The sequence below is a fragment of the Paenibacillus sp. sgz302164 genome (assembly GCF_056120505.1).
Genome location: NZ_JBVYOL010000001.1, coordinates 767,654 through 789,916, shown reverse-complemented (window position 1 = coordinate 789,916; position 22,263 = coordinate 767,654). Strand labels below are relative to the sequence as shown.

The window sequence follows — 22,263 nt, the reverse complement described above, 5'->3', positions numbered from 1 at the left end:
GAAAGCCTGCACTTTCGCAGGTTTTTTCCATGCCAAGCGGCCTTGTCCCCCCACTTCAGCGCCGCACCCAGTGGAAGTAGAGTCGAGGCTCACTTCAGCCCCGCACCCCGGTGCAGGCGAGACGCGGCTCACTTCAGCGCGCTGCAGCCGCTGGCAGGCGAGACGAGGCTGCGGGTTTTTGGCATGTGCAGGTGGCCCAATCCGGGGTTGCCTTTGGCGAGCTGCGAAGCAGAGAGCGCCGGAACCGAACTGCAAGGGGCATCCTCGCCCGTATCTGCTGTCCGGCGCTTCCAGCGTGTGGGCTTTTTCGTATGCATGTTCGAGGCATATAGTTGCCATGCCGATTAATATGGTACAATAGAAAACAGTGTATTTACGGAGAGAAGTGAGACCGCGATGACTTATTTCTTGTTTATTTTGGTCAACAATATTGTGCCTATCAGCATTATGATCGCTATCGGCGTAGGGATATACAGGGCGTTTCGGATAGACATCAAGACGCTGTCCAAGCTGAATTTTTACGTGTTTTCTCCTGCTTTGGTATTTGTAAAGCTTTATGAATCGGAGATCGATCTGCATGTGCTGATGCAAATACTGCTGTTTTTTGTGTTGTTTTTCAGCATGCTTATCGCGCTCGTCGAAATCGTGATCCGGGTGAAAAAGCTGCAGGGCGGCATGCGCAGCGCGATGCGCAACAGCGTGCTTTTTTACAATAGCGCCAATTACGCCATTCCGCTCAATCAGACGGTGTTTGCCGGGAACGCTTACACGCTGTCCATTCAGATCATCATTATGATTATGCAGTCGTTGATCCCGAACACCTACGGGGTGTACGCGATCAATGCGCACAAATCGAACTTCAAGGCGACGCTCAAAACGATGCTCTCCCTTCCGGTTATATATGCGATTCCCGCCGCCATTATTTTGCGTTACTTTCATTTGGACGTACCGCACCCGATTTATTTGCCGCTTCAATATATTTCGAATGCGTTTATGGCAACCGCGCTGCTCACGCTTGGGGTCCAATTGGGGGCCATGAAATGGAAATTCAAGCTGTCCGATGTGCTTGTCTCCAATATGTTGCGGCTGGCCGCCGGTCCGGCGCTCGGTTTTTTGGCGGTGTGGCTGCTCGGTCTTGAAGGCTTGACGGCCAAAGCGCTCGTCCTCTCCTGCGCGGTGCCCACGTCTTTAAGCAGCGTGCTGCTCGCGATCGAATACGACAATGAGCCGGAATTTTCTTCGCAAGCTGTATTTTCTTCGACATTATTCAGTATGATCACCATACCGGTTATGATCGTTCTGGTGGATTTTTTGTGAATTTAGAACTATTGATCCGGTTTTGAAGGACTTTTGGACGTGTGCAGCGAATTGTTCCCCAACTTTACAAATTTGGGGGGCATCATGCATGCGTTATTTATTTTGCCAGTATGTGACGATTGTCGATATGAATGAAGAGATTTTGTCGGAAGTGCTGTTCGAACACGGGGAATACGAATCGCCTGCGCTTTCCGTCGGCGCGTCGGTTGTTACTTATCAGTTGGGGCTGCAGGAATTCAACGTCGTCTATGACAAGCGGGAAGGCAAAACGGCCCGTGCGAAAATCGTGGACATCGAAATCGACCTGCTCAGGCAGCCCGTCATTACGAGAGTTTTTGTGGAACCGGTCAATCTTATCGTAGGCCAGCACGATATCGGGCAAATTAGCTGAAGCTTCCCGGTCATCTCCGGTTTCCCGGACTCCCCGGTGGATTCCTTTCGCAAAATCAGCTATGATTAGGAAGGAATATAATGACGGATGAAGGAGACTCGCTGCAATGATGAAACTATTTTTGTTCCTCGGCAGCATCAACGCATTTTTGTCGGTTGCCTTGGGAGCGTTCGGCGCGCACTACTTGAAACAGAAGCTGTCAGCCGACATGCTGGACGTCTTTCGTACGGGTGTCCAGTACCATATGATCCATGCGCTGGGACTAATTTTGATTGCCGTGTTGTCGGACAAGCTCGCTAACAGTTCCATGGTCCAGGTATCGGGTTGGGCACTGTTTATCGGAATCGTGCTTTTTTCCGGCAGCCTCTATGCATTAAGCCTGACCGGGATCAAATGGTTCGGACCGATTACGCCTTTGGGCGGAGTAAGCTTTTTGCTGGGATGGGTCTTGTTGGCGATAGCCGCATGGAAATGAGTCAAGAGTCGGATACTTCCGGCTCTTTTTTCATTTATTTGCCCTCCTTGCAGGAAAAAGCTTCTATAATGTAGAAAAGAATTCAATTAAAATGATCATTCTTCCGCACTCGAAAGGATGGGAAGCATGGCTGAATTCACAAGGAATTCATCAAATACCCGCGATCCGATTCAGTTGGAGCTCGGGCTGCCCGCCAGCGATGAGTTATTCCGTTACGTTTTTGGCCATGCAGCGACCGGGATGGCGCTTGTGAGCATGGAAGGCAGCATTCTTAAAGTGAATGATTCGTTATGCAGCCTGTTAGGTTACACGGAAGAGGAGCTGCTTGTACGGAGCGTTCCTGAAATCACGCATCCCGAAGATTGGGATACAGATTTGCGGCAGTTCGAACAGATCATTTGCGGGGAAAGCCATTCCTATCAGCTGGAAAAGCGCTATGTGCGCAAAGACGGGGAGCTGATATGGGGCATTTTGACCGTTACGCTCGTGCGGAACCGGGAAGGAAGCCCCGCATGTGTCGTATCCCAAGTACAGGACATTACGGGACGCAAGCTGAACGAGGCGATGATTGAGAAGCTGCATAACAAAAACCAGCTTATTATCAACGCGGTGTCGGATGGCATCTTTGGCGTGGATGAGCATCTCCGTACCATTTTCTGGAATGACGCCGCGGAGCGAATAACAGGCTACTCCGAAGAAGAAATGATCGGAAAAGACGCGTACATGGTTCTCAGCGGTCCGGCCGGGAAAGGGGATTCGGAGGCAAGCGCAGGCTCCTCGTTTTACCGCAGCATGCTTGAGGGCGTGTTCGATCATAATGCCAGCGAGCTGTTCTACAAAAAGACCGGCGAATCGTTCCCGGTCGAGTACATAACCTCTCCGATATGCGAAAGCGGACGAATGATCGGAGTCGTCATTACGTTCAAGGATATTACGGAGCGGCTAAAAACCGAAGAAATGCTGCGCAAATCGGAAAAGCTCTCGGTTGTCGGCCAGCTTGCCGCCGGTGTGGCGCACGAAATCCGCAACCCGCTGACGTCGCTGAAAGGTTTTATCCAGCTGCTGCGGGCGGGCGCGGCGGGCAAAGAGGAATATTACGAAATTATGCTGTCCGAACTCAGCCGCATCGAGCTGATCATTACGGAAATGCTTGTGCTGGCGAAACCGCAGATGCTGCGTTTCCGGCCCGAAAGCGTGGAGAAAATCGTGGGTAATGTCGTTACGCTGCTGGAGAGCCAGGCGATTTTGAGCAACATCCAGTTCGCGACGACGGTCGAACACGGCCTGCCGCTTGTCATGTGCGAAGAAAACCAGTTGAAACAAACGTTCATCAACCTGATTCAAAATGCGATGGAATCGATGCCGGAGGGCGGGCGGATCGATATTCAGGTCAAAGCGGAAGCCGGGGACTGCGTGCGAATCGTCGTGAAGGACAGAGGGTGCGGAATTTCGGAAGAGGTGCTGGCCCGGCTCGGCGAACCTTTTTTTACGACCAAAGAAAAGGGCACAGGACTAGGTATTATGGTCAGCTACAAAATTATTGAAGACCATAAAGGGCATATGCTTGTGGAAAGCAAGGTAGGAGAAGGAACGGTAGTCAGCGTTACGCTTCCAATCACGAAGGATTGAGCAGATGAAGGAGGACAGCCAGTGAGTAAGCGGGTTTATATAGGCGGGTATATCGTTCTCGTCGTAATCGCAAGCCTATACATAAAGCCCTATACAGCATGGATTTGCATACTAGCCTCACTATTGCTGCTCGTCGCGCTGGGCAGAAACGGTTCGAACAAAGCCCTTCAGACAGAGCGCGCGGCATCTTCCTTGCCGGATTCATTGTTTGATTATAACCCGAACGCGATCGGCATTTTCGACCGGCAAGGCCGGTTTGTACGAGTGAATCGGGAGGCGGAAAAAATGCTCGGCTTCACGGCCGAGGAGCTGCTCGGCCGGCCGTTTGCGGCGCTGGTCGCCGAAGAGCATGCAACCGCCACGCTGTCTTGCGTGGAGCAGGCCAGGGTGGGGAAGGCGGTAGCGTTTGAAACGGCGGTGATTCACAAGACCGGGTTCCGAATCAATTTGCACGTTACCGCTGCGCCGGCAGAAGCGGGGACTGGCGGTCACGGCAGCGTCCTGATCTGCCAGGACATATCGGAGCGCAAGCGCGGTGATGAGAAGATCCGTTACATGGCCTATTATGACGATATGACCGGATTGCCGAACCGCAGAATGTTCAAGGATCATTTGAACGAAACTTTAGCCTTGGCCCGATCGCTCGGACAAAAGGTTGCCGTCTTTTATCTGGATATCGACCGCTTCAAGCTGGTCAATGACAGCTTTGGGCATGATTACGGCAATATGCTGCTGCTGCAGCTCGCCGAAAGGTTCACGAGATGCGTCACGGAGAACGATTTTCTTGCACGGACCGAGGGCGACGAGTTTGCCTTCTTTTACACCAATGCGGCTGATTCCAATGATGCGATTGCGCTTGTCGCCGGGATTAACCGGGTGCTGGAGAAGCCGTTTGTGCTGGAGCAGTACGAAGTGCACGTTACAGCCAGCATCGGGATCGCGATTTCCTCCGATGAATCCGAGGATGCGGAGATGCTGATGAAGTACGCCGATATTGCCCTGGCCCGGGCGAAGGAGAAGGGGCGCAACGATTTTCAAGTGTTTATTACCGATATGAAGTCCATTTCCATTAACCGGATCAAGCTGGAGAACGACATCCGCAAAGCGATAGCGAACGACGAGTTCATGCTGTTTTACCAGCCGCAGGTGGACATCGAAACCGGGCGCATCGTCGGCGCGGAGGCGCTGATCCGCTGGAATCATCCGGAGCGGGGAATGATCCCGCCGAATCAATTCATCCCGTTCGCGGAAGAAACCGGGCTGATCGTCACGATCGGAGAATGGGTGCTGCGCGCCGCCTGCAAGCAAAACAAAGCCTGGCAAAATCAAGGCTTTCCGCCGATTCCGATCTCCGTCAACTTGTCGATGCGGCAGTTTTTCCAACATAACCTGAAGGGCAAAATCGGCCATGTTCTGGAACAGACCGGACTGGATCCGCAGTACCTGGAGCTGGAAATTACCGAAAGTATGACGATGGATGTGGACCATGCGACCCAGTCGCTGCTCGAGCTCAAGCAACTGGGCGTCAATGTCAGCATTGACGATTTCGGCACCGGCTACAGCTCGCTTTATTTTTTGAAAAAGTTTCCGATCGATAAGCTGAAGATCGACCGTTCCTTCGTGCGGGACATTATGACGGACCCGAATGATGCCGCGATTGTCGCGACGATCATCGCCATGACGCATCATTTGAATTTGAAGGTGATTGCGGAGGGCGTCGAAACCGAGGATCAGCTCCGCTTTTTGCACCAAAACCGCTGCAACGAAGTGCAGGGCTACTGGTTCAGCCCGCCGATCAGCGCGCACCAGATGGAGGGCATGCTGCAGGGCGGCTCGCAAGCGGCCGAGACGGGCGCTTAAAATAAATAAGAGGGTGCCCCGGGTGGGGCGCCCTCGTTCGCAGTATCAGACAGTAGCCATGTAGTCGTCGATTTCGTTAAGTTTAAAGGAATAAACCTTTTTCTCGTCGACATGATAGACGGTTACATTTTGCGAGCCGCTGTCATAGTTGAGGATGCGGCAAGGCAGATTCAACTTGATTCCTTTCGCCTTAATGACAGTCAGCCGGACAAGCGTGTTGTTATTTTTGAACTGTTCAAGCTGCTCGATCACTTTCTCATTTGCCCGTTGGCTGGACGTGCTCGCAGTCGCCTCCTTCAGCAGGGCGGACGGTTCCGGACTTGAGTGCCCTCTCGCGTTAACCTCGATCAGTTGGCCGAGATCGATTCCTTTCAGGATCTTATAATCCCGTACTTGGTCCGTATTCAACAGATGAAGAAGCTTTTCCAAGGCCAGACCGTTGGTCGTTTCTTCGATCAAAATTTCTACGGTGAATAAGTGCCCGTGGCGGTTCGTGCTCACTTTTCCCTGATTCATAAGGTCTCCTTGCTTGATAATGATAACCGAATTGATAGCCTAGTAAAGTAATAACCTAACTATATCACGATATTGTGTCCAAAAATAGTTGCATTTTCATGTGATTTTGGGAAAAGGAGCTAATAGCGATGATCAGCGTCATTTTAGTGGCCCTCGTGGCAATCGAGCACATATACATCCTTTATCTGGAGATGTTTATGTGGACAAAACCGAGGGGGCTGAAAGCTTTCGGAACGACCAAAGAAGCGGCCGAAGCCTCCAAATCGCTGGCTGCGAATCAAGGGCTTTATAACGGCTTTTTGGCCGCCGGATTGATCTGGGGCTTGTTATATCCGGATGCGGCGGTGGGCCGGCAAATCCAATTATTTTTTCTCATCTGCGTGCTTTGCGCGGCCGTTTTCGGGGGATTGACCGCCAAAAGGTCGATTTTGCTCGTTCAGGGACTTCCCGCCCTGGCCGCTTTATTATTCGTATGTGTGGCGATTTTTTCTGCTTAGCGCCGGTTGAAAAAAAGTACGAAATCCGCTACTACACCGAACTAGCAATGCCCGCATATACTACCCGTAAGACTGCGAAGAGGAGCTGTGCTGAGCATGATGCGGGTAGAACCAATTCTTCTGGACGGACATACGGTAATCGCCATCGAAGTCAAGCTGCCTAAAACGACGCTGCTGGTCGTTACGACGGATAAAGGATACATTATGTGCGGCGCTTTGGACGTGGCGCTGTTAAATGAACGGTTGAGGGAAAGAAACATTGTGGCGGCCAGGGCAACGGGAGTCCGTACGATCCAGGAGCTTCTGGATGCGCCTCTCGAATCGGTGACGCATACGGCGGAAGATTTGGGAATCCGGGTCGGTATGACGGGGCGAGAGGCCATTTTGAAAATGGTATAATAAATAGGGAATGAAGGGCGCCGGCTTCCGGCGTCTTTTTTTCGATGAACACCGCGGTCAGGCGTCATGAAAAAGGTATCGCGCAATTTTCTAACGCCACCAGGACGTTTTAGCAAGCGCCTCTCCCGGCGCGGGTTGCAGTGCTGCACGGCGGGTGGTCATGCGGCGGCTTGGCAGGCTGGTCTGGGGTGAAAACCTGCGAAAGTGCAGGAATTTTTGCTGAAAGTGAGTCTGTGTCCATGTATTTGGTGAAAAGCCTGCACATTTGCAGGAATTGTTCGTGGCCAATGATCAAGGACGCAAATTCATGTATTTTTGCAGGTTTTCTTTGTGCAGCTAGGTAGATTGCGGCAGGGATTTTCGAAAAAAATGAATCTGAACCCATTTCGTGGGAAAAAGCTTGCACAAATGCAATAATGCTTCGTCTTCAGCGTGTCTATGCCGGTCATCCATTTCCGGCGGATGTAAACGTTTGTCACCCGCAGGGTGATTTTTTTTATCGGACAAGCTGTCGGTTTTTGTCAAAGTTTTTGGTAATTTTTAATAAAATTATTGATAAATATACCAATTTAGCATTATAATTGTCATTAAAGTGTTAATCGGGTAACCAAAGTGATAGAGCTTTTTGTCAACATTTACTTATAATGGGCTCACGATGAGGCATTTATGCTGCTTCGGAACCATATCGGAAATATGAGAGGAGGTGATAGTCGGGGCGGTTCGAACGGAAAGGAGGCGGTGCATATGTAAGACCAGCGGAATTTCCTCGAGTTTATTTTAATTTGGAAAGGTTGGGAAAAGATGAATGGAAGAGCAGCGAAGTTCACACTCGGTCTGCTTCTAGCTGCAAGCACTCTGGTATCGGGAATCGGCGCTTCCGCAAGCAGCCCGAATTATTATCATACCAGCGGCAACCGGATCGTGGACTCAGGCGGTACTCCAGCCACCTTTAACGGCATCAATTGGTTCGGATTTGAGACGTCGAACTTTTCGCCGCACGGTTTGTGGACCCGTTCGATGGACAGCATGCTCGATCAAATGAAAACAAAAGGTTACAATTTGCTGAGAATTCCGTATACGAACGAAATGTTTCTGCCCGGGAAAATGCCAAACAGCATCGACTACGTGCAAAATCCCGATCTCCAGGGACTGACGCCGATTCAGATTCTTGACAAATTGATTGAAAAAGCGGGCTCGCGCGGCATGAAAGTGTTCCTGGACCGCCATCGGCCAACGGCAGCCGGCCAATCGGAACAGTGGTATACGTCCACGGTTTCCGAAGCGACCTGGATCGACGATTGGAAAATGCTTGCGCAGCGCTATTTGGGCAACGATACCGTCATCGGTGCCGATCTGCACAACGAGCCGCACGGCAACATTTGCTGGGGCTGCGGGGATCAGTCGCGCGATTGGCGATTGGCGGCGGAGCGCGCCGGCAATGCGATTCTCGGCGTGAACCCGAATTGGCTGATCATTGTCGAGGGCGTAGATGCGAACGTCCAGGGACAAAGCGGCAGCTACTGGTGGGGCGGCAATCTGAAAGGGGTGCAGGATAATCCGGTGCGGCTGAACGTCGCGAACCGAGTCGTCTATTCTCCGCACGATTACGGTCCGGGCGTATCGAACCAACCGTGGTTCTCCGACGCTTCGTTTCCAAGCAACATGCGGGCCATTTGGGACGCCTACTGGGGCTACATCCACAAAAATAACATCGCACCGATTCTCGCCGGAGAGTTCGGGGGCCGCAGTGTAGATACGGCTTCGGTCGAGGGCAAGTGGCAAAACGCGCTTGTCGATTATCTCAAAGCGAACGATATGTACTGGACTTACTGGTGCGTAAATCCGAATAGCGGCGATACCGGAGGTCTGCTTTTGGACGATTGGACCACATGGAATCAACCGAAGCAAGATATGCTTAATCGGCTGATGAAAGCGCTTCCCGGAGGAGGCGGAGGCAATCCGACCGTTCCGGCGGCTCCGACCGGGCTGGTCGCAACGGCCGGCGATGGGCAAATTACGCTGGGCTGGTCCGCGTCCGCAGGTGCGGCAAGCTACAGCGTGAAGCGCGCGACTGTAAATGGCGGACCGTACACGACGGTTGCGTCCGGCTTGACGTCGCCGGGTTATGCGGACACCGGCTTGACGAACGGCACGGCTTACTACTATGTGGTAAGCGCTTCGAACAGCGCCGGCGAATCGGCGAATTCGTCCCAGCTAAGCGTTTCTCCGTCGGCAGGCGGCGGCACCTCAAGCACGCTGGCGCTTCAGTACAAAGCGGGCGATACGAACCCTGGCGACAATCAGTTCAAGCCGCATTTTCGCATCGTGAACAACGGCACGGCGGCCGTTCCGCTAAGCAGCCTGAAAATCCGCTATTGGTACACGATCGACGGAGTTAAACCGCAAACGTTCAACTGTGATTATGCGAATGTAGGCTGCGCGAATGTGAACGGTCAGCTGGTTCCCATGAGCACGGCGAAGACCGGGGCGGATTATTATCTGGAGATCAGCTTCGGCGCAGGCGCCGGCAGCGTGGCCGCAGGCGGCAACACCGGGGATCTGATGACGCGGATCAACAAGAACGATTGGACAAATTACAATGAGAGCGACGACTATTCGTTTGACGCGACCAAGACGGCGTATACGAACTGGAGCAAAGTCACGCTTTATCAGAACGGCACGCTTGTATGGGGAACGGAGCCCTAAAGCTCCTCTAATTTCTAAAATCAAAGGAGAAGTGATATGGTGATTGGAGTCAAGCCCAAAAAATGGCTAAGCGTATTGACGACGAGCACTCTTGTATTGTCAGCCAGCGTCCAATTGTTCGTCGGATCCCCGCAAACGGCGGCGGCGGCCAGCGTGAATGAAACGCGCTTTTTGCAAATGTACAATCAGATCAAAAATCCGGCTAACGGTTATTTTTCTCCTGAAGGCATCCCATACCATTCGATCGAAACGCTCATCAGCGAGGCGCCTGACTACGGGCATATGAGTACATCGGAAGCTTACAGCTACTGGCTGTGGCTGGAGACGCTCTACGGGCGCTACACTGGCGACTGGTCCAAGCTGGAAGCGGCTTGGGACAATATGGAGAAATATATTATCCCGATAAACGAGGGCGACGGCAAGGAAGAGCAGCCGACGATGAGCAACTACAATCCGAACAGCCCGGCCACTTATGCGGCGGAAAAACCGTATCCCGACCAATATCCTTCACAATTGTCGGGCCAATATCCGGCCGGCCAAGATCCGATCGACAGCGAGCTGAAATCGACTTACGGCAACAACCAGACCTATCTGATGCACTGGCTCATCGACGTGGATAACTGGTACGGATACGGCAACACGCTCAATCCTTCACATACGTCGACGTATGTGAACACGTTCCAGCGCGGAGAGCAGGAATCCGTCTGGGAGGCGATCGACCACCCGTCCCAGGACAATAAAACATTCGGCAAAACGAACGAAGGTTTCATGTCTCTGTTTACGAAAGAAAATCAGGCCCCAGCCGCCCAGTGGCGCTACACGAATGCAACCGATGCGGACGCCCGGGCCGTTCAGGTTATGTATTGGGCCAAGAAGCTTGGCTATAACAACGCGAACTATCTGAACAAGGCGAAAAAGATGGGCGACTATTTGCGCTATGGCATGTATGATAAGTATTTCCAAAAAATCGGCAGCGCCAGCGGCGGCTCCCCGCAAGCGGGCAGCGGCAAAAACTCCAACATGTATCTGATGGCTTGGTACACGTCTTGGGGCGGCGGCCTTGGCAGCGGAGGCAACTGGGCTTGGCGGATCGGCGCCAGCCATGCGCATCAGGCGTACCAAAACCCGGTCGCGGCGTATGCGCTTTCCGACGCCAACGGCGGATTGATTCCGTCGTCGCCGACAGCTCAAACCGACTGGAACGCTTCGCTGAAGCGGCAGCTGGAATTTTACAACTGGCTGCTATCTTCGGAAGGGGGCATTGGCGGGGGCGCGACGAACAGCTTTAACGGCAGCTACAGCGCATATCCTGCAGGGGTAAGCACGTTCTATGGCATGGCCTATCAGGAGGCGCCGGTTTATCACGATCCGAATTCGAACACATGGTTCGGGTTCCAGGCTTGGCCGCTTGAGCGCGTTGCGGAATTGTACTACATTCTCGCTTCCAGCGGCGATATTACTTCCGAAAACTTCAAAATGGCCAAAAATGTCATTACCAAATGGATCGATTGGTCGATGGATTATGTGTTTGTCGACAAGAAGCCGGTTACCGACGCGGACGGCTACTATTTGAACGCTTCCGGGCAGCGGGTTACGGGAGGAGCCAATCCGGCGATCGCGACAACTTCGGCGCCGGGCGAGTTCTGGCTTCCGAGCAGCCTCGGTTGGAGCGGTCAACCTGACACATGGAACAACTTCTCCACGTTTACGGGCAACCCGAACTACCATGTTTATTTAACGAGCCCAAGCCAGGACGTCGGTGTGCTTGGAAGCTATGCTAAAGCGCTCTCATTCTTTGCTGCAGGCACAAAAGCGGAGACAGGAAGCTTGACGGCGCTGGGCACCCAGGCCAAAACGCTCGCGGAGCAGCTGTTAGGCGCCGCCTGGAGTTATAACGACGGCGTAGGCATCGCCACAGATGAAAAGCGCGAAGACTATTATCGTTATTTTACGAAAGAAATTTATTTCCCGAACGGTTGGAGCGGCAAGTTCGGTCAAGGCAACACGATTCCGGGCTCGGGCGGCACGGCCTCCGATCCGGCAAAAGGCGGCAACGGCGTATATATCAGCTATCCGGAGCTCCGCCCGAAAATTACGCAAGATCCGAAATGGTCTTATCTGACTAATCTGTACAACTCGTCATGGAACCCGACTACGAAAAAATGGACGAACGGCGCCCCAACGTTCAAATATCACCGCTTCTGGTCGCAAGTCGATGTGGCGACAGCCTATGCCGAATACGATCGTTTGCTTGGCAGCGGCACGACGAATCCGACCGCACCTGCAGCGCCGGCGGGCCTGACCGCAACGGCGGGCAATGCGCAGGCAGCGCTGAGCTGGAGCGCGTCGGCTGGAGCGGCGAGCTACAACGTGAAGCGCGCGACAACGAGCGGCGGTCCGTACACGACGGTCGCGACAGGCGTGACGGCGGCGACGTACACGGACGCCGGCTTGACGAACGGCACGACGTATTACTACGTCGTGAGTGCAGTGAACAGCGTGGGCGAGAGCGTGAACTCCAAGCAAGTAAGCGTTACGCCGAGCGCAGGGGCGACCGTACCGGCAGCGCCGACGGGCCTCGTGGCGACAGCGGGCAATGCACAGGCAGCGCTGAGCTGGAGCGCAGTGGCGGGAGCGACGAGCTATAACGTGAAGCGTGCCAGCGTAAGCGGCGGCCCGTACACGACGGTCGCAACGGGCTTGACGGCGACGTCGTATACGAACACCGGCTTGACGAACGGCACGACTTATTATTACGTCGTAAGTGCGGTTAACAGCGCGGGCGAGAGCCCGAATTCCGCGCAAGCGAGCGTTACGCCGCAAGGTACGACGCAGCCTACGGGCAATCTGGTCGTGCAGTACCGTGCAGCGGATACGAACGCAACCGACAATCAGATCAAGCCGTTTTTCAATATCAAGAATACCGGCACGACGCCAGTCAATTTAAGCGATCTGAAGCTGCGCTACTATTTCACCAAAGACGGCTCGCAGGCGATGGATTCGTGGATCGACTGGGCGCAGATCGGCGGCAGCAACATCCAAAGAACGTTCGTCAGCGCCACGGGCACGAATACGGACACTTACGTCGAGCTGAGCTTTACGGCAGCGGCGGGTTCGATTCCGGCCGGCGGGCAGACCGGAGAAATCCAGCTGCGTATGTCCAAAACCGATTGGTCGAACCTCAACGAGGCCAACGATTACTCGTTCGATGCGACCAAAACGTCGTATGCGGACTGGAACAAGGTGACGCTCTACCAAAACGGCACGCTCGTTTGGGGCATTGAGCCTTAGGCAACGGATCGGAGCAGCGGGGCACGCCTGCAATGTGTCCCGTTGTTTTAACTAATTATCAAGGAGATGAACAGATGATAACCGCTTTGTATAAATCGAAACCCGTTTCGATTATTTGTCTGATCATGGCAATGTTAGTAAGCTTCTTCATACCTTTAGGAAACAGCAGTTCTGCGGCCGAGGCGCACGTAGACAATCCGTTTTTGGGCGCAACGTTATACGTGAACCCCGATTATGCGGCATCGGTCGATACGTCGATCGCGCAAGTAAGCGACAGCACGCTGATCGCAAAAATGCAGACGGTCAAATCGTACCCGACAGCCGTCTGGCTTGACCGCATTGCGGCGATTCAGGGCGGCGCAGCAAACGGCGGCCGCAAAAGTTTGACGGAAACGCTGGATAACGTGTTAGCGCAAAAACAAGGCAGCACACCGATCACGGCGACGTTCGTTATCTACGATTTGCCGGGACGTGATTGCCATGCGCTGGCGTCCAACGGCGAGCTTCCGTTAACGCAGGCGGGGCTGCAAACGTATAAAACGCAGTATATCGATGCGATTGCAAGCATTTTCTCCAATTCCAAATATCAAGATATCCGGATCGTTACCGTCATCGAACCGGATTCCCTGCCGAATCTGGTGACGAACCTGAGCGATCCTAAATGTGCCGACGCAAATTCCACGAACATTTACCGCGATGGGACCAGGTACGCGCTCGACAAGCTGCATGCGATTCCGAATGTGTACACGTACATGGATGTGGGGCACTCCGGCTGGCTCGGCTGGGATTCCAACCGCCAGCCTGCGATCGACTTCATCACTTCGGTCGTATCTGGGACCGTGGCCGGACTTGCCAGTGTTGACGGCTTCGTTACGAATACGGCGAATACGACGCCGTTTGAAGAACCGAATTTGCCCAACCCCAATCTGAACATCGGCGGGCAGGAGATCAGGTCCGCCAAGTATTATGAGTGGAATCCGTATTTTGACGAGGCGGACTTTACGGCAGCGCTGTACTCCGGTTTCGTGGCAAAAGGATGGCCGGCAAGCATCGGGTTCCTGGTCGATACTTCGCGCAACGGGTGGGGCGGGCCGAACCGGCCGACCGGAGCGAGTGGAAGCAATATCAACGATTATGTGAATTCAGGCCGGATCGACAAGCGTCTCCACCGGGGCAACTGGTGCAACGCTTCCGGCGCAGGCATGGGCCAAGCGCCGCAGGTGGCGCCAGCCGGTCACCCGGCATCGCACCTTGATGCGTTCGTATGGGTGAAGCCGCCGGGCGAGTCGGACGGTTCGAGCACGCTGATCCCGAACGACGAGGGCAAAGGTCTTGACAGAATGTGCGACCCGACCTACACGAATGCGAACGGTACACTGACAGGCGCGTTGCCGAACGCTCCTTTATCGGGTCATTGGTTCCATGACCAGTTCGTGCAGCTCGTTCAGAACGCTTATCCGGCTATTCCGGGCAGCAATGGCGGCGGCAATCCGACCGTACCTGCAGCGCCGACAGGCCTCGTGGCGACAGCGGGCAACGCGCAGGTGGCGCTGAGCTGGAGCGCAGTAATCGGAGCGACGAGCTACAACGTGAAGCGTGCGACAACAAGCGGCGGTCCGTACACGACGATCGCGACGGGCTTGACAGCGACGTCGTATACGAACGTCGGTTTGACAAACGGCACGACGTACTACTACGTCGTTAGTGCAGTGAACAGCGTGGGCGAGAGCGCGAACTCCGCGCAAGTGAGCGCCACGCCGAGCGCAGGGGCGGCAGTGCCTCATGCAGACAATCCGTTTCTGGGAGCAACGTTATACGTGAACCCCGATTATGCGGCATCGGTCGATACGTCGATCGCGCAAGTAAGCGACAGCACGCTGATCGCAAAAATGCAGACGGTCAAATCGTACCCGACAGCCGTCTGGCTTGACAGCATTGCGTCGATTCAGGGCGGTGCAGCGAACGGCGGCCGCAAAAGTTTGACGGAAACGCTGGATACCGTACTCGCGCAAAAACAAGGCAACACACCGATCACGGCGACATTCGTTATCTACGATTTGCCGGGACGCGATTGCCATGCGCTGGCATCGAACGGCGAGCTTCCGTTAACGCAGGAAGCGCTGCAAACGTACAAAACGCAATATATTGATGTGATTGCAAGCATTTTCGCCAATCCTAAGTATAAGGACATCCGGATTGCTACCGTAATCGAGCCGGATTCCTTGCCGAATCTGGTGACGAACCTGAGCGATCCAAAGTGCGCCCAGGCGAACTCCACGAACATCTATCGCGATGGGACCAGGTACGCGCTCGATAAGCTGCATGCAATTCCGAATGTATACACATACATGGATATGGGACACTCCGGTTGGCTCGGATGGGATTCCAACCGCCAGCCTTCGATCGATCTCATCACTTCGGTCGTATCCGGAACAGCGGCAGGACTTGCAAGCGTCGACGGTTTCATTACGGATACGGCGAATACGACGCCTCTTGAAGAACCTAATTTGCCCGACCCCAATCTGAATATCGGCGGGCAGCAGATCAAGTCCGCTAATTACTATGAGTGGAATCCGTATTTTGACGAGGCGGACTTTACAGCAGCGCTGTACTCCGGTTTCGTGGCAAAAGGCTGGCCGGCAAGCATCGGCTTCCTGGTTGATACTTCCCGCAACGGGTGGGGCGGACCGAATCGCCCGACCGGAGCAAGCGGCAGCAATATTAACGATTATGTGAATTCAGGTCGAGTCGACAAGCGTCTTCACCGGGGCAACTGGTGCAACGCTTCCGGAGCAGGCATGGGCCAGCCGCCTCAGGCAGCGCCAGCGGGCTATCCGGCATCGCACCTTGATGCGTTCGTATGGGTGAAGCCGCCGGGCGAATCGGACGGTTCGAGCTCACTGATCCCGAATAACGAGGGCAAAGGCTTTGACAGAATGTGCGACCCGACCTACACGAATGCGAACGGTACGCTGACAGGCGCATTGCCGAACGCTCCTATATCGGGTCACTGGTTCCATGATCAGTTCGTGCAGCTCGTTCAGAACGCTTATCCGGCCATTCCGGGCAGCGGCGGCAATCCGACCGTACCTGCAGCGCCTGCAGGCCTCGTAGCGACAGCAGGCAACGCACAAGTGGCGCTGAGCTGGAGCGCGGTAAGCGGAGCGACGGGCTACAACGTGAAGCGCGCGACAACGAGCGGCGGTCCGTACACGACGATCGCGACGGGCTTGACGGCGATATCGTATACGAATGTCGGCTTGACAAATGGTACGACGTACTACTACGTCGTGAGTGCAGTAAACAGCGTGGGTGAGAGCGCGAACTCCGCGCAAGTGAGCGCCACGCCGAGTACGGGAGTGACCGTACCTGCAGCGCCGACGGGCCTCGTGGCGACAGCGGGCAATGCGCAGGCAGCGCTGAGCTGGAGCGCGTCGGCGGGAGCGGCGAGCTACAATGTGAAGCGCGCGACAACAAGCGGCGGCCCGTACACGACGGTCGCGACAGGCGTGACGGCGACGACGTACACGAACGTCGGCTTGACGAACGGCACGACGTATTACTACGTCGTGAGTGCAGTGAACAGCGCGGGCGAAAGTGCGAACTCCGCGCAAGTGAGCGCCACGCCGAGCGCGGGAGTGACCGTACCGGCAGCGCCGACAGGTCTCGTGGCGACAGCGGGCAATGCGCAGGCAGCGCTGAGCTGGAGCGCGTCAACGGGAGCGGCGAGCTATAACGTGAAGCGCGCGACGACAAGCGGCGGCCCTTACACGATGGTCGCGACAGGCTTGACGGCGACAACGTACACGGACGCCGGCTTGACGAACGGCACGACGTATTACTACGTCGTGAGTGCAGTGAACAGCGCGGGCGAGAGCGCGAATTCCGCGCAAGTGAGCGTTACGCCGCAAGGCACGACGCAGCCTACAGGCACTCTGGTTGTGCAGTACCGTGCAGCGGATACGAACGCAACCGACAACCAGATCAAGCCGTTTTTCAATATTAAGAATACCGGTACGTCGCCAGTCAATTTAAGCGATCTGAAGCTGCGCTACTATTTCACCAAAGACGGCTCTCAGGCGGTGGATTCCTGGATCGACTGGGCGCAAATCGGCGGCAGCAACATCCAAAGAACATTCGTCAACGCTACGGGTGCGAATACGGACACTTACGTCGAGTTGAGCTTTACGGCAGCGGCGGGTTCGATTCCGGCCGGCGGACAGACCGGTGAGATCCAACTGCGGATGTCCAAAGCCGACTGGTCGAACTTCAACGAAGCCAACGATTACTCGTTCGATCCGACCAAAACGTCGTACGCGGACTGGAACAAAGTGACGCTCTACCAGAACGGCACACTCGTGTGGGGAATCGAACCTTAGGTTCGATTTCCCTGCATAAACGGAAATGTGTCAATTCCGATTCTATGGAGGGTTGATTGTGAAATTGAAAAAGACCCGTAAGTTGTGGCATAAAAGCTTATCGATCCTGACGTCCGGAGCTATCGCCGGAGTTTTCTTAGCCGGTATTCAACCGCCCGCACCGGCTTATGCGGCGGATTCTTCTTACAACTACGCAGAGGCCCTGCAAAAGTCGATCTTTTTCTATGAAGCTCAGCGTTCCGGCAAGCTGCCCGCGAACAACCGCGTCAGTTGGCGGGGCGACTCGGGGCTAAGCGACGGCGCGGATGTCGGTCATGATCTGACGGGCGGCTGGTACGATGCCGGCGACCATGTGAAATTCGGCCTTCCGATGGCATACAGCGCAGCCATGCTGGCCTGGTCGGTCTATGAATACCGTGACGCTTACGAACAAACCGGGCAATTGGACGCCATGCTCGATAACATCAAATGGGCGACGGATTATTTCATCAAAGCCCATACCGCTCCCAATGAGCTTTACGGTCAGGTGGGGGCGGGCAATACCGACCATGCCTGGTGGGGACCTGCGGAAGTCATGCAAATGAGCAGACCCGCTTACAAGATTGACGCCCAGAATCCCGGTTCGGATCTGGCCGGCGAGACGGCAGCGGCGCTGGCGGCCGCCTCCATCCTCTTCCAGACGAAGGACCCGCAATATTCGGCCACTCTTTTGACTCATGCGAAGCAGCTGTATTCGTTTGCCGACACCTATCGCGGGAAATACTCCGACAGCATTACCGACGCCCAGTCGTTCTACAAGTCCTGGACCGGGTATCAGGATGAGCTGACGTGGGGCGCGGTGTGGCTGTACCTGGCGACCAAAGACCAGACTTATCTGGATAAGGCCAAAGCTTCCGTCAACGATTGGGGCAAGGAAGGCCAGACCAATTACTGGGCATATAAATGGACCCAAGGCTGGGACGACGTTCATTACGGAGCCCAACTGCTTTTGGCCCGCATTACCGGCGAATCGAAGTACATCGAGTCCGTCGAACGAAACCTGGACTACTGGACGACCGGCACAGCCGGCGGGGAGCGCATCAAATATACGCCCGGCGGTTTGGCCTGGCTGGATTCATGGGGTTCCTTGCGCTATGCCTCAAACGCAGCCTTTCTCGCGTTCGTTTATTCGGATTGGGTGACGGATACGGCGAAAAAAGCGAAGTACCGGGATTTCGCGACGAAACAAATCAAGTACGCTCTCGGCGACAATCCGCGCCAGGGCAGCTACGTAGTCGGCTTCGGCCAGAACGCTCCGAAGCATCCGCACCACCGGACCGCCCATGGATCGTATGCCGACAGTCTGAGCGTTCCTGCGGAGCACCGCCATACGCTGTACGGCGCGCTTGTGGGCGGACCCGACGCAAGCGACGGCTATGCCGACGACGTTACGAACTATGTGACGAATGAAGTGGCGACCGATTACAACGCAGGCTTCACAGGCTCTCTGGCCAAGATGTACCTGCTGTATGGAAGTGGTCAAAAGCCGCTCGCCGATTTTCCGGTGGCAGAGAAGGCAACCGAGGATGAGATGTTTGTGGAAGCGGGTTTGAATCAGTCGAGTGACAATTTTACCGAAATCAAGGCGCTGCTGAACAATCGTTCCGGTTGGCCGGCCCGGATGGGCGACAAGTTGTCGTTCAAGTATTTTGTCGATCTGAGCGAGCTGTATCAAGCGGGATATTCGGTCAAAGACACAACCGTGGCATCGGCCTACAATCAGGGTGCTTCCGTCTCGCAGCTGCTGCCTTGGGATGAAGCCAAGCATATTTATTACGTGAATGCCGATTTTACCGGCGTCAAGATTTACCCGGGCGGTCAGCCTTATTACAAGAAGGAAGTTCAATTCCGGATAACAGGCCCGGCGAATACGAAAATTTGGAATCCGGCCAATGACTTCTCGTATCAAGGCATTACCGCTTCAGTCGCGAAAACGGCCAACATTCCCGTGTACAGCGCGGGAGTTAAAGTATTCGGCAGCGAGCCGGGCGCAGGCGGCACTCCTGTAGTTCCGGCTGCGCCGACGGGCCTCGTGGCGACAGCGGGCAATGCGCAGACAGCGCTGAGCTGGGGCGCAGTGGCCGGAGCGGCGAGCTACAACGTGAAGCGCGCTGTCGTAAACGGCGGCCCGTACACGACGGTCGCGACGGGTGTAACGGCGACGACGTACACGGACGCCGGCTTGACGAACGGCACGACGTATTACTACGTCGTCAGTGCAGTGAACAGCGCGGGCGAGAGCGTGAACTCCGCGCAAGTTAGCGCCACGCCGAGCGCGGGAGTGACCGTACCTACAGCGCCTGCGGGCCTCGTGGCGGCTGCTGGCAATGCGCAGGCAGCGCTGAGCTGGGGCGCAGTGGCTGGAGCGGCGAGCTACAACGTGAAGCGCGCTAGTGTAAGCGGCGGCCCGTACACGACGGTCGCGACGGGTGTGACGGCGACATCGTATACGGATGCCGGTTTGACGAACGGCACGACGTATTACTACGTCGTTAGTGCAGTGAACAGCGCAGGAGAAAGCGCCAACTCCGCGCAAGCGAGCGTTACGCCGCAAGGCACGACGCAGCCTACGGGCAATCTGGTCGTGCAGTACCGTGCAGCGGATACGAACGCAACCGACAACCAGATTAAGCCGTTTTTCAATATCAAGAACACCGGCACGACACCGGTGAATTTAAGCGATCTGAAGCTGCGCTATTATTTTACCAAAGACGGCGCGCAGGCGCTGGATTCGTGGATCGACTGGGCGCAGATCGGCGGCAGCAGCATCCAAAGAGCGTTCGTCAGCGCCACGGGCACGAATACGGATACGTACGTCGAGCTGAGCTTTACGGCGGCGGCGGGTTCGATCCCGGCCGGCGGGCAGAGCGGCGAGATCCAACTGCGGATGGCCAAAACCGACTGGTCGAACTTCAACGAGGCCAACGATTACTCGTTCGATCCGACCAAGACGGCGTACACGGACTGGAACAAAGTGACGCTCTACCGGAACGGCACGCTCGTTTGGGGCATCGAGCCTTAAGCACGACCCGGGAGCAAGGGGATGCAGCACATCGTCAGCATCGTTCGTCGACGTCTGAAAAGCAGCGTCCCCCCTTGACGTTCGCACCAAGCATAGCTCCCAGTGCGGAATGTTGCGATGCATGACGTCGGTCGATCGACCACATTCAGCCCAAGAACCTGCAAAAGTGCAGCAATTTTCTCAGGCAGCGGTCTATTTGTGGGGAAAGCCTGCAATAGTGCAGGAATAATCGACTTTGACGGCTCTAAGCTGGAGTTTGGCGCGAAAAGCCTGCAATTTGCAGGAATGATTCGCAGCTTGAACCGACATAGAGCAAAAAGATGCATCTTCGCAGGTTTTCTGCGTTTTGCCCGTGATGTCTTAGCCGGCAAGCGTTTGGATGATCTCGACAGTATCGCTGCAGCACGGGGGAACGAGCGAACGCGGAAATTTTTTGCGCCGGGTTAGATGCGGGCCCAGGCGCCAGCCAGACTCCCGGGGCGAACACTTGATGCTTAACATTAAGCGTCAAGCGTATAAACCAAAAAAGCGTCCTGCCAGGTGTTCATGCCCTGGCAGGACGCTTCCGTTATTTACCACCCGCGCACATACGGCTTGGGCGGCGTAATCTCCGCTTTGAGCTTATGGGCGGCCGTTCTGGGCCAATAAGGTTCGCGCAGCAGCACCCTGCCCAAAAAGATCAAATCCGCCCGCTCATTGCGCAAAATGTCTTCGGCATGCTCAGCTTCGGTAATTAATCCTACGGCGCCTACAGGGATGCCGGCTTTGGCGCGAATCGTTTCTGCATAAGGGACTTGGTATCCCGGGAATGCATTAGGCACAACGGGAACAAGCCCTCCCGAGCTGACATCGATGAGATCGACGCCTTTTTCCTTCAACCGGGCTGCGATGTATACGTAATCCTCAGGAGTGTAGCCGCCGTCAGCGTATTCATGAGCAGATACCCGAACGAACAGCGGGCCATCCCAGCTTTGCCGGGTGCGGTCGATGATTTCGGCGAGGAAGCGGAAGCGCCGGTCGCGGTCGCCGCCGTATTCGTCGCTGCGCAGGTTGGTGAGCGGCGATAAAAATTCGTGAATCAAATATCCGTGGGCGGCATGGATTTCCACAACGTCAAAACCGGCTTGCTTGGCCCTGGCAGCGGCCTCCCCGAAGGCGTCGACCGTTTCCCGGATTTGCTGGAGGGCCAAAGCGTCGGGAGTTTTGGACTGCTCGTTGAAGGGCAGCGCCGACGGTGCGACAATCGGCCCGTCGAGCACCGCTTTTCTGCCCGCATGGGCAAGCTGGATGCCGATATGAGAGCCTTGCTCGTGAACGGAGTCGGCCAGTTCCTTAAGGCCCTCAATCTGCGCGTCGCTCCATATCCCGAGATCTTGCGGGGAGATGCGGCCCTGCGCCGTAACCGCGGAAGCTTCCACAACGATGAGGCCGGCCTGTCCGACCGCGCGGGAACCGTAATGCAGGCGATGCCAGTTTTTCACGGTTCCGGAGTTGTCCGAAGCGTACATGCACATGGGCGACATGACGATCCGATTTTTTAACGTCACATTTTTTATCGTATAAGGTGAAAATAGCATGGTCCCTCACATCCTTTTCTATGTTTTATATGGGTAAAATATGTAGATGTCACTATTGTATATTAATCCAATTGGAATTATCAAATAATTTGTCGCACGAAAACTTGAATCGCGGCGGCCAAAGGCATAAAATATGAGAAGGCTGCGAATCGGGCGCAATCCCTG

General features: G+C 55.0%; 14 protein-coding genes. 12 read left to right on the top strand and 2 right to left on the bottom strand.

Features of this window, described 5'->3' with window-relative positions; genetic code table 11:
• The first annotated feature begins 396 nt into the window (after window positions 1–396).
• The 5 genes from AC0LWT_RS03455 to AC0LWT_RS03435 all read left to right on the top strand — a co-directional run bounded on the left by AC0LWT_RS03455 (window position 397) and on the right by AC0LWT_RS03435 (window position 5,672).
• Window positions 397–1,317: an AEC family transporter gene (locus AC0LWT_RS03455; RefSeq protein ID WP_474679800.1), complete on the top strand. Its 921-nt coding sequence runs from the start codon at window positions 397–399 to the stop codon at window positions 1,315–1,317.
• 88 nt (window positions 1,318–1,405) lie between these two features.
• On the top strand, window positions 1,406–1,708 hold the full coding sequence (locus AC0LWT_RS03450) for a hypothetical protein (RefSeq protein WP_474679799.1): 303 nt from the start codon (window positions 1,406–1,408) through the stop codon (window positions 1,706–1,708).
• A gap of 109 nt (window positions 1,709–1,817) precedes the next feature.
• Window positions 1,818–2,183, top strand: a complete 366-nt coding sequence (locus tag AC0LWT_RS03445) for a DUF423 domain-containing protein (protein WP_474679860.1) — start codon at window positions 1,818–1,820, stop codon at window positions 2,181–2,183.
• Between the two features lie 126 nt (window positions 2,184–2,309).
• Window positions 2,310–3,812 (top strand): PAS domain-containing sensor histidine kinase, encoded by a 1,503-nt coding sequence (locus AC0LWT_RS03440; RefSeq protein WP_474679798.1) that lies wholly within the window; start codon window positions 2,310–2,312, stop codon window positions 3,810–3,812.
• 21 nt (window positions 3,813–3,833) lie between these two features.
• Window positions 3,834–5,672 (top strand): putative bifunctional diguanylate cyclase/phosphodiesterase, encoded by a 1,839-nt coding sequence (locus AC0LWT_RS03435; RefSeq protein ID WP_474679797.1) that lies wholly within the window; start codon window positions 3,834–3,836, stop codon window positions 5,670–5,672.
• Window positions 5,673–5,717: 45 nt separating this feature from the next.
• On the opposite strand, the gene AC0LWT_RS03430 is transcribed toward AC0LWT_RS03435, so the two are convergent.
• Window positions 5,718–6,188, bottom strand: a complete 471-nt coding sequence (locus AC0LWT_RS03430; RefSeq protein WP_474679796.1) for a hypothetical protein — start codon at window positions 6,186–6,188, stop codon at window positions 5,718–5,720.
• A gap of 122 nt (window positions 6,189–6,310) precedes the next feature.
• Between AC0LWT_RS03430 and AC0LWT_RS03425 the strand changes: the two genes are divergently transcribed.
• The 7 genes from AC0LWT_RS03425 (at window position 6,311) to AC0LWT_RS03395 (ending at window position 20,968) form a co-directional block, all read left to right on the top strand.
• Window positions 6,311–6,685 (top strand): DUF1304 domain-containing protein, encoded by a 375-nt coding sequence (locus AC0LWT_RS03425; RefSeq protein ID WP_474679859.1) that lies wholly within the window; start codon window positions 6,311–6,313, stop codon window positions 6,683–6,685.
• 96 nt (window positions 6,686–6,781) lie between these two features.
• The gene (locus AC0LWT_RS03420) at window positions 6,782–7,084 is read left to right on the top strand and encodes a YunC family protein (protein ID WP_474679795.1); all 303 of its coding nucleotides are present in this window, start codon (window positions 6,782–6,784) and stop codon (window positions 7,082–7,084) included.
• Window positions 7,085–7,885: 801 nt separating this feature from the next.
• A complete protein-coding gene (locus AC0LWT_RS03415) occupies window positions 7,886–9,790 on the top strand; it encodes a cellulase family glycosylhydrolase (protein WP_474679794.1) in 1,905 nt (634 codons plus the stop codon).
• A gap of 36 nt (window positions 9,791–9,826) precedes the next feature.
• Window positions 9,827–13,081 (top strand): glycoside hydrolase family 48 protein, encoded by a 3,255-nt coding sequence (locus AC0LWT_RS03410; RefSeq protein ID WP_474679793.1) that lies wholly within the window; start codon window positions 9,827–9,829, stop codon window positions 13,079–13,081.
• A 125-nt stretch (window positions 13,082–13,206) separates the two neighbouring features.
• Window positions 13,207–17,460 (top strand): glycoside hydrolase family 6 protein, encoded by a 4,254-nt coding sequence (locus tag AC0LWT_RS03405; protein ID WP_474679858.1) that lies wholly within the window; start codon window positions 13,207–13,209, stop codon window positions 17,458–17,460.
• Window positions 17,461–17,605: 145 nt separating this feature from the next.
• Complete coding sequence (locus tag AC0LWT_RS03400) at window positions 17,606–20,521, top strand: glycoside hydrolase family 9 protein (RefSeq protein ID WP_474679857.1); 2,916 nt, start codon at window positions 17,606–17,608, stop codon at window positions 20,519–20,521.
• Between the two features lie 117 nt (window positions 20,522–20,638).
• Complete coding sequence (locus tag AC0LWT_RS03395; RefSeq protein WP_474679792.1) at window positions 20,639–20,968, top strand: hypothetical protein; 330 nt, start codon at window positions 20,639–20,641, stop codon at window positions 20,966–20,968.
• 125 nt (window positions 20,969–21,093) lie between these two features.
• On the opposite strand, the gene namA is transcribed toward AC0LWT_RS03395, so the two are convergent.
• Window positions 21,094–22,098 carry an NADPH dehydrogenase NamA gene (namA, locus tag AC0LWT_RS03390; protein WP_474679791.1) on the bottom strand — a complete coding sequence of 335 codons (1,005 nt, stop codon included), beginning with the start codon at window positions 22,096–22,098 and terminating at the stop codon, window positions 21,094–21,096.
• Between the last annotated feature and the right edge of the window lie 165 nt (window positions 22,099–22,263).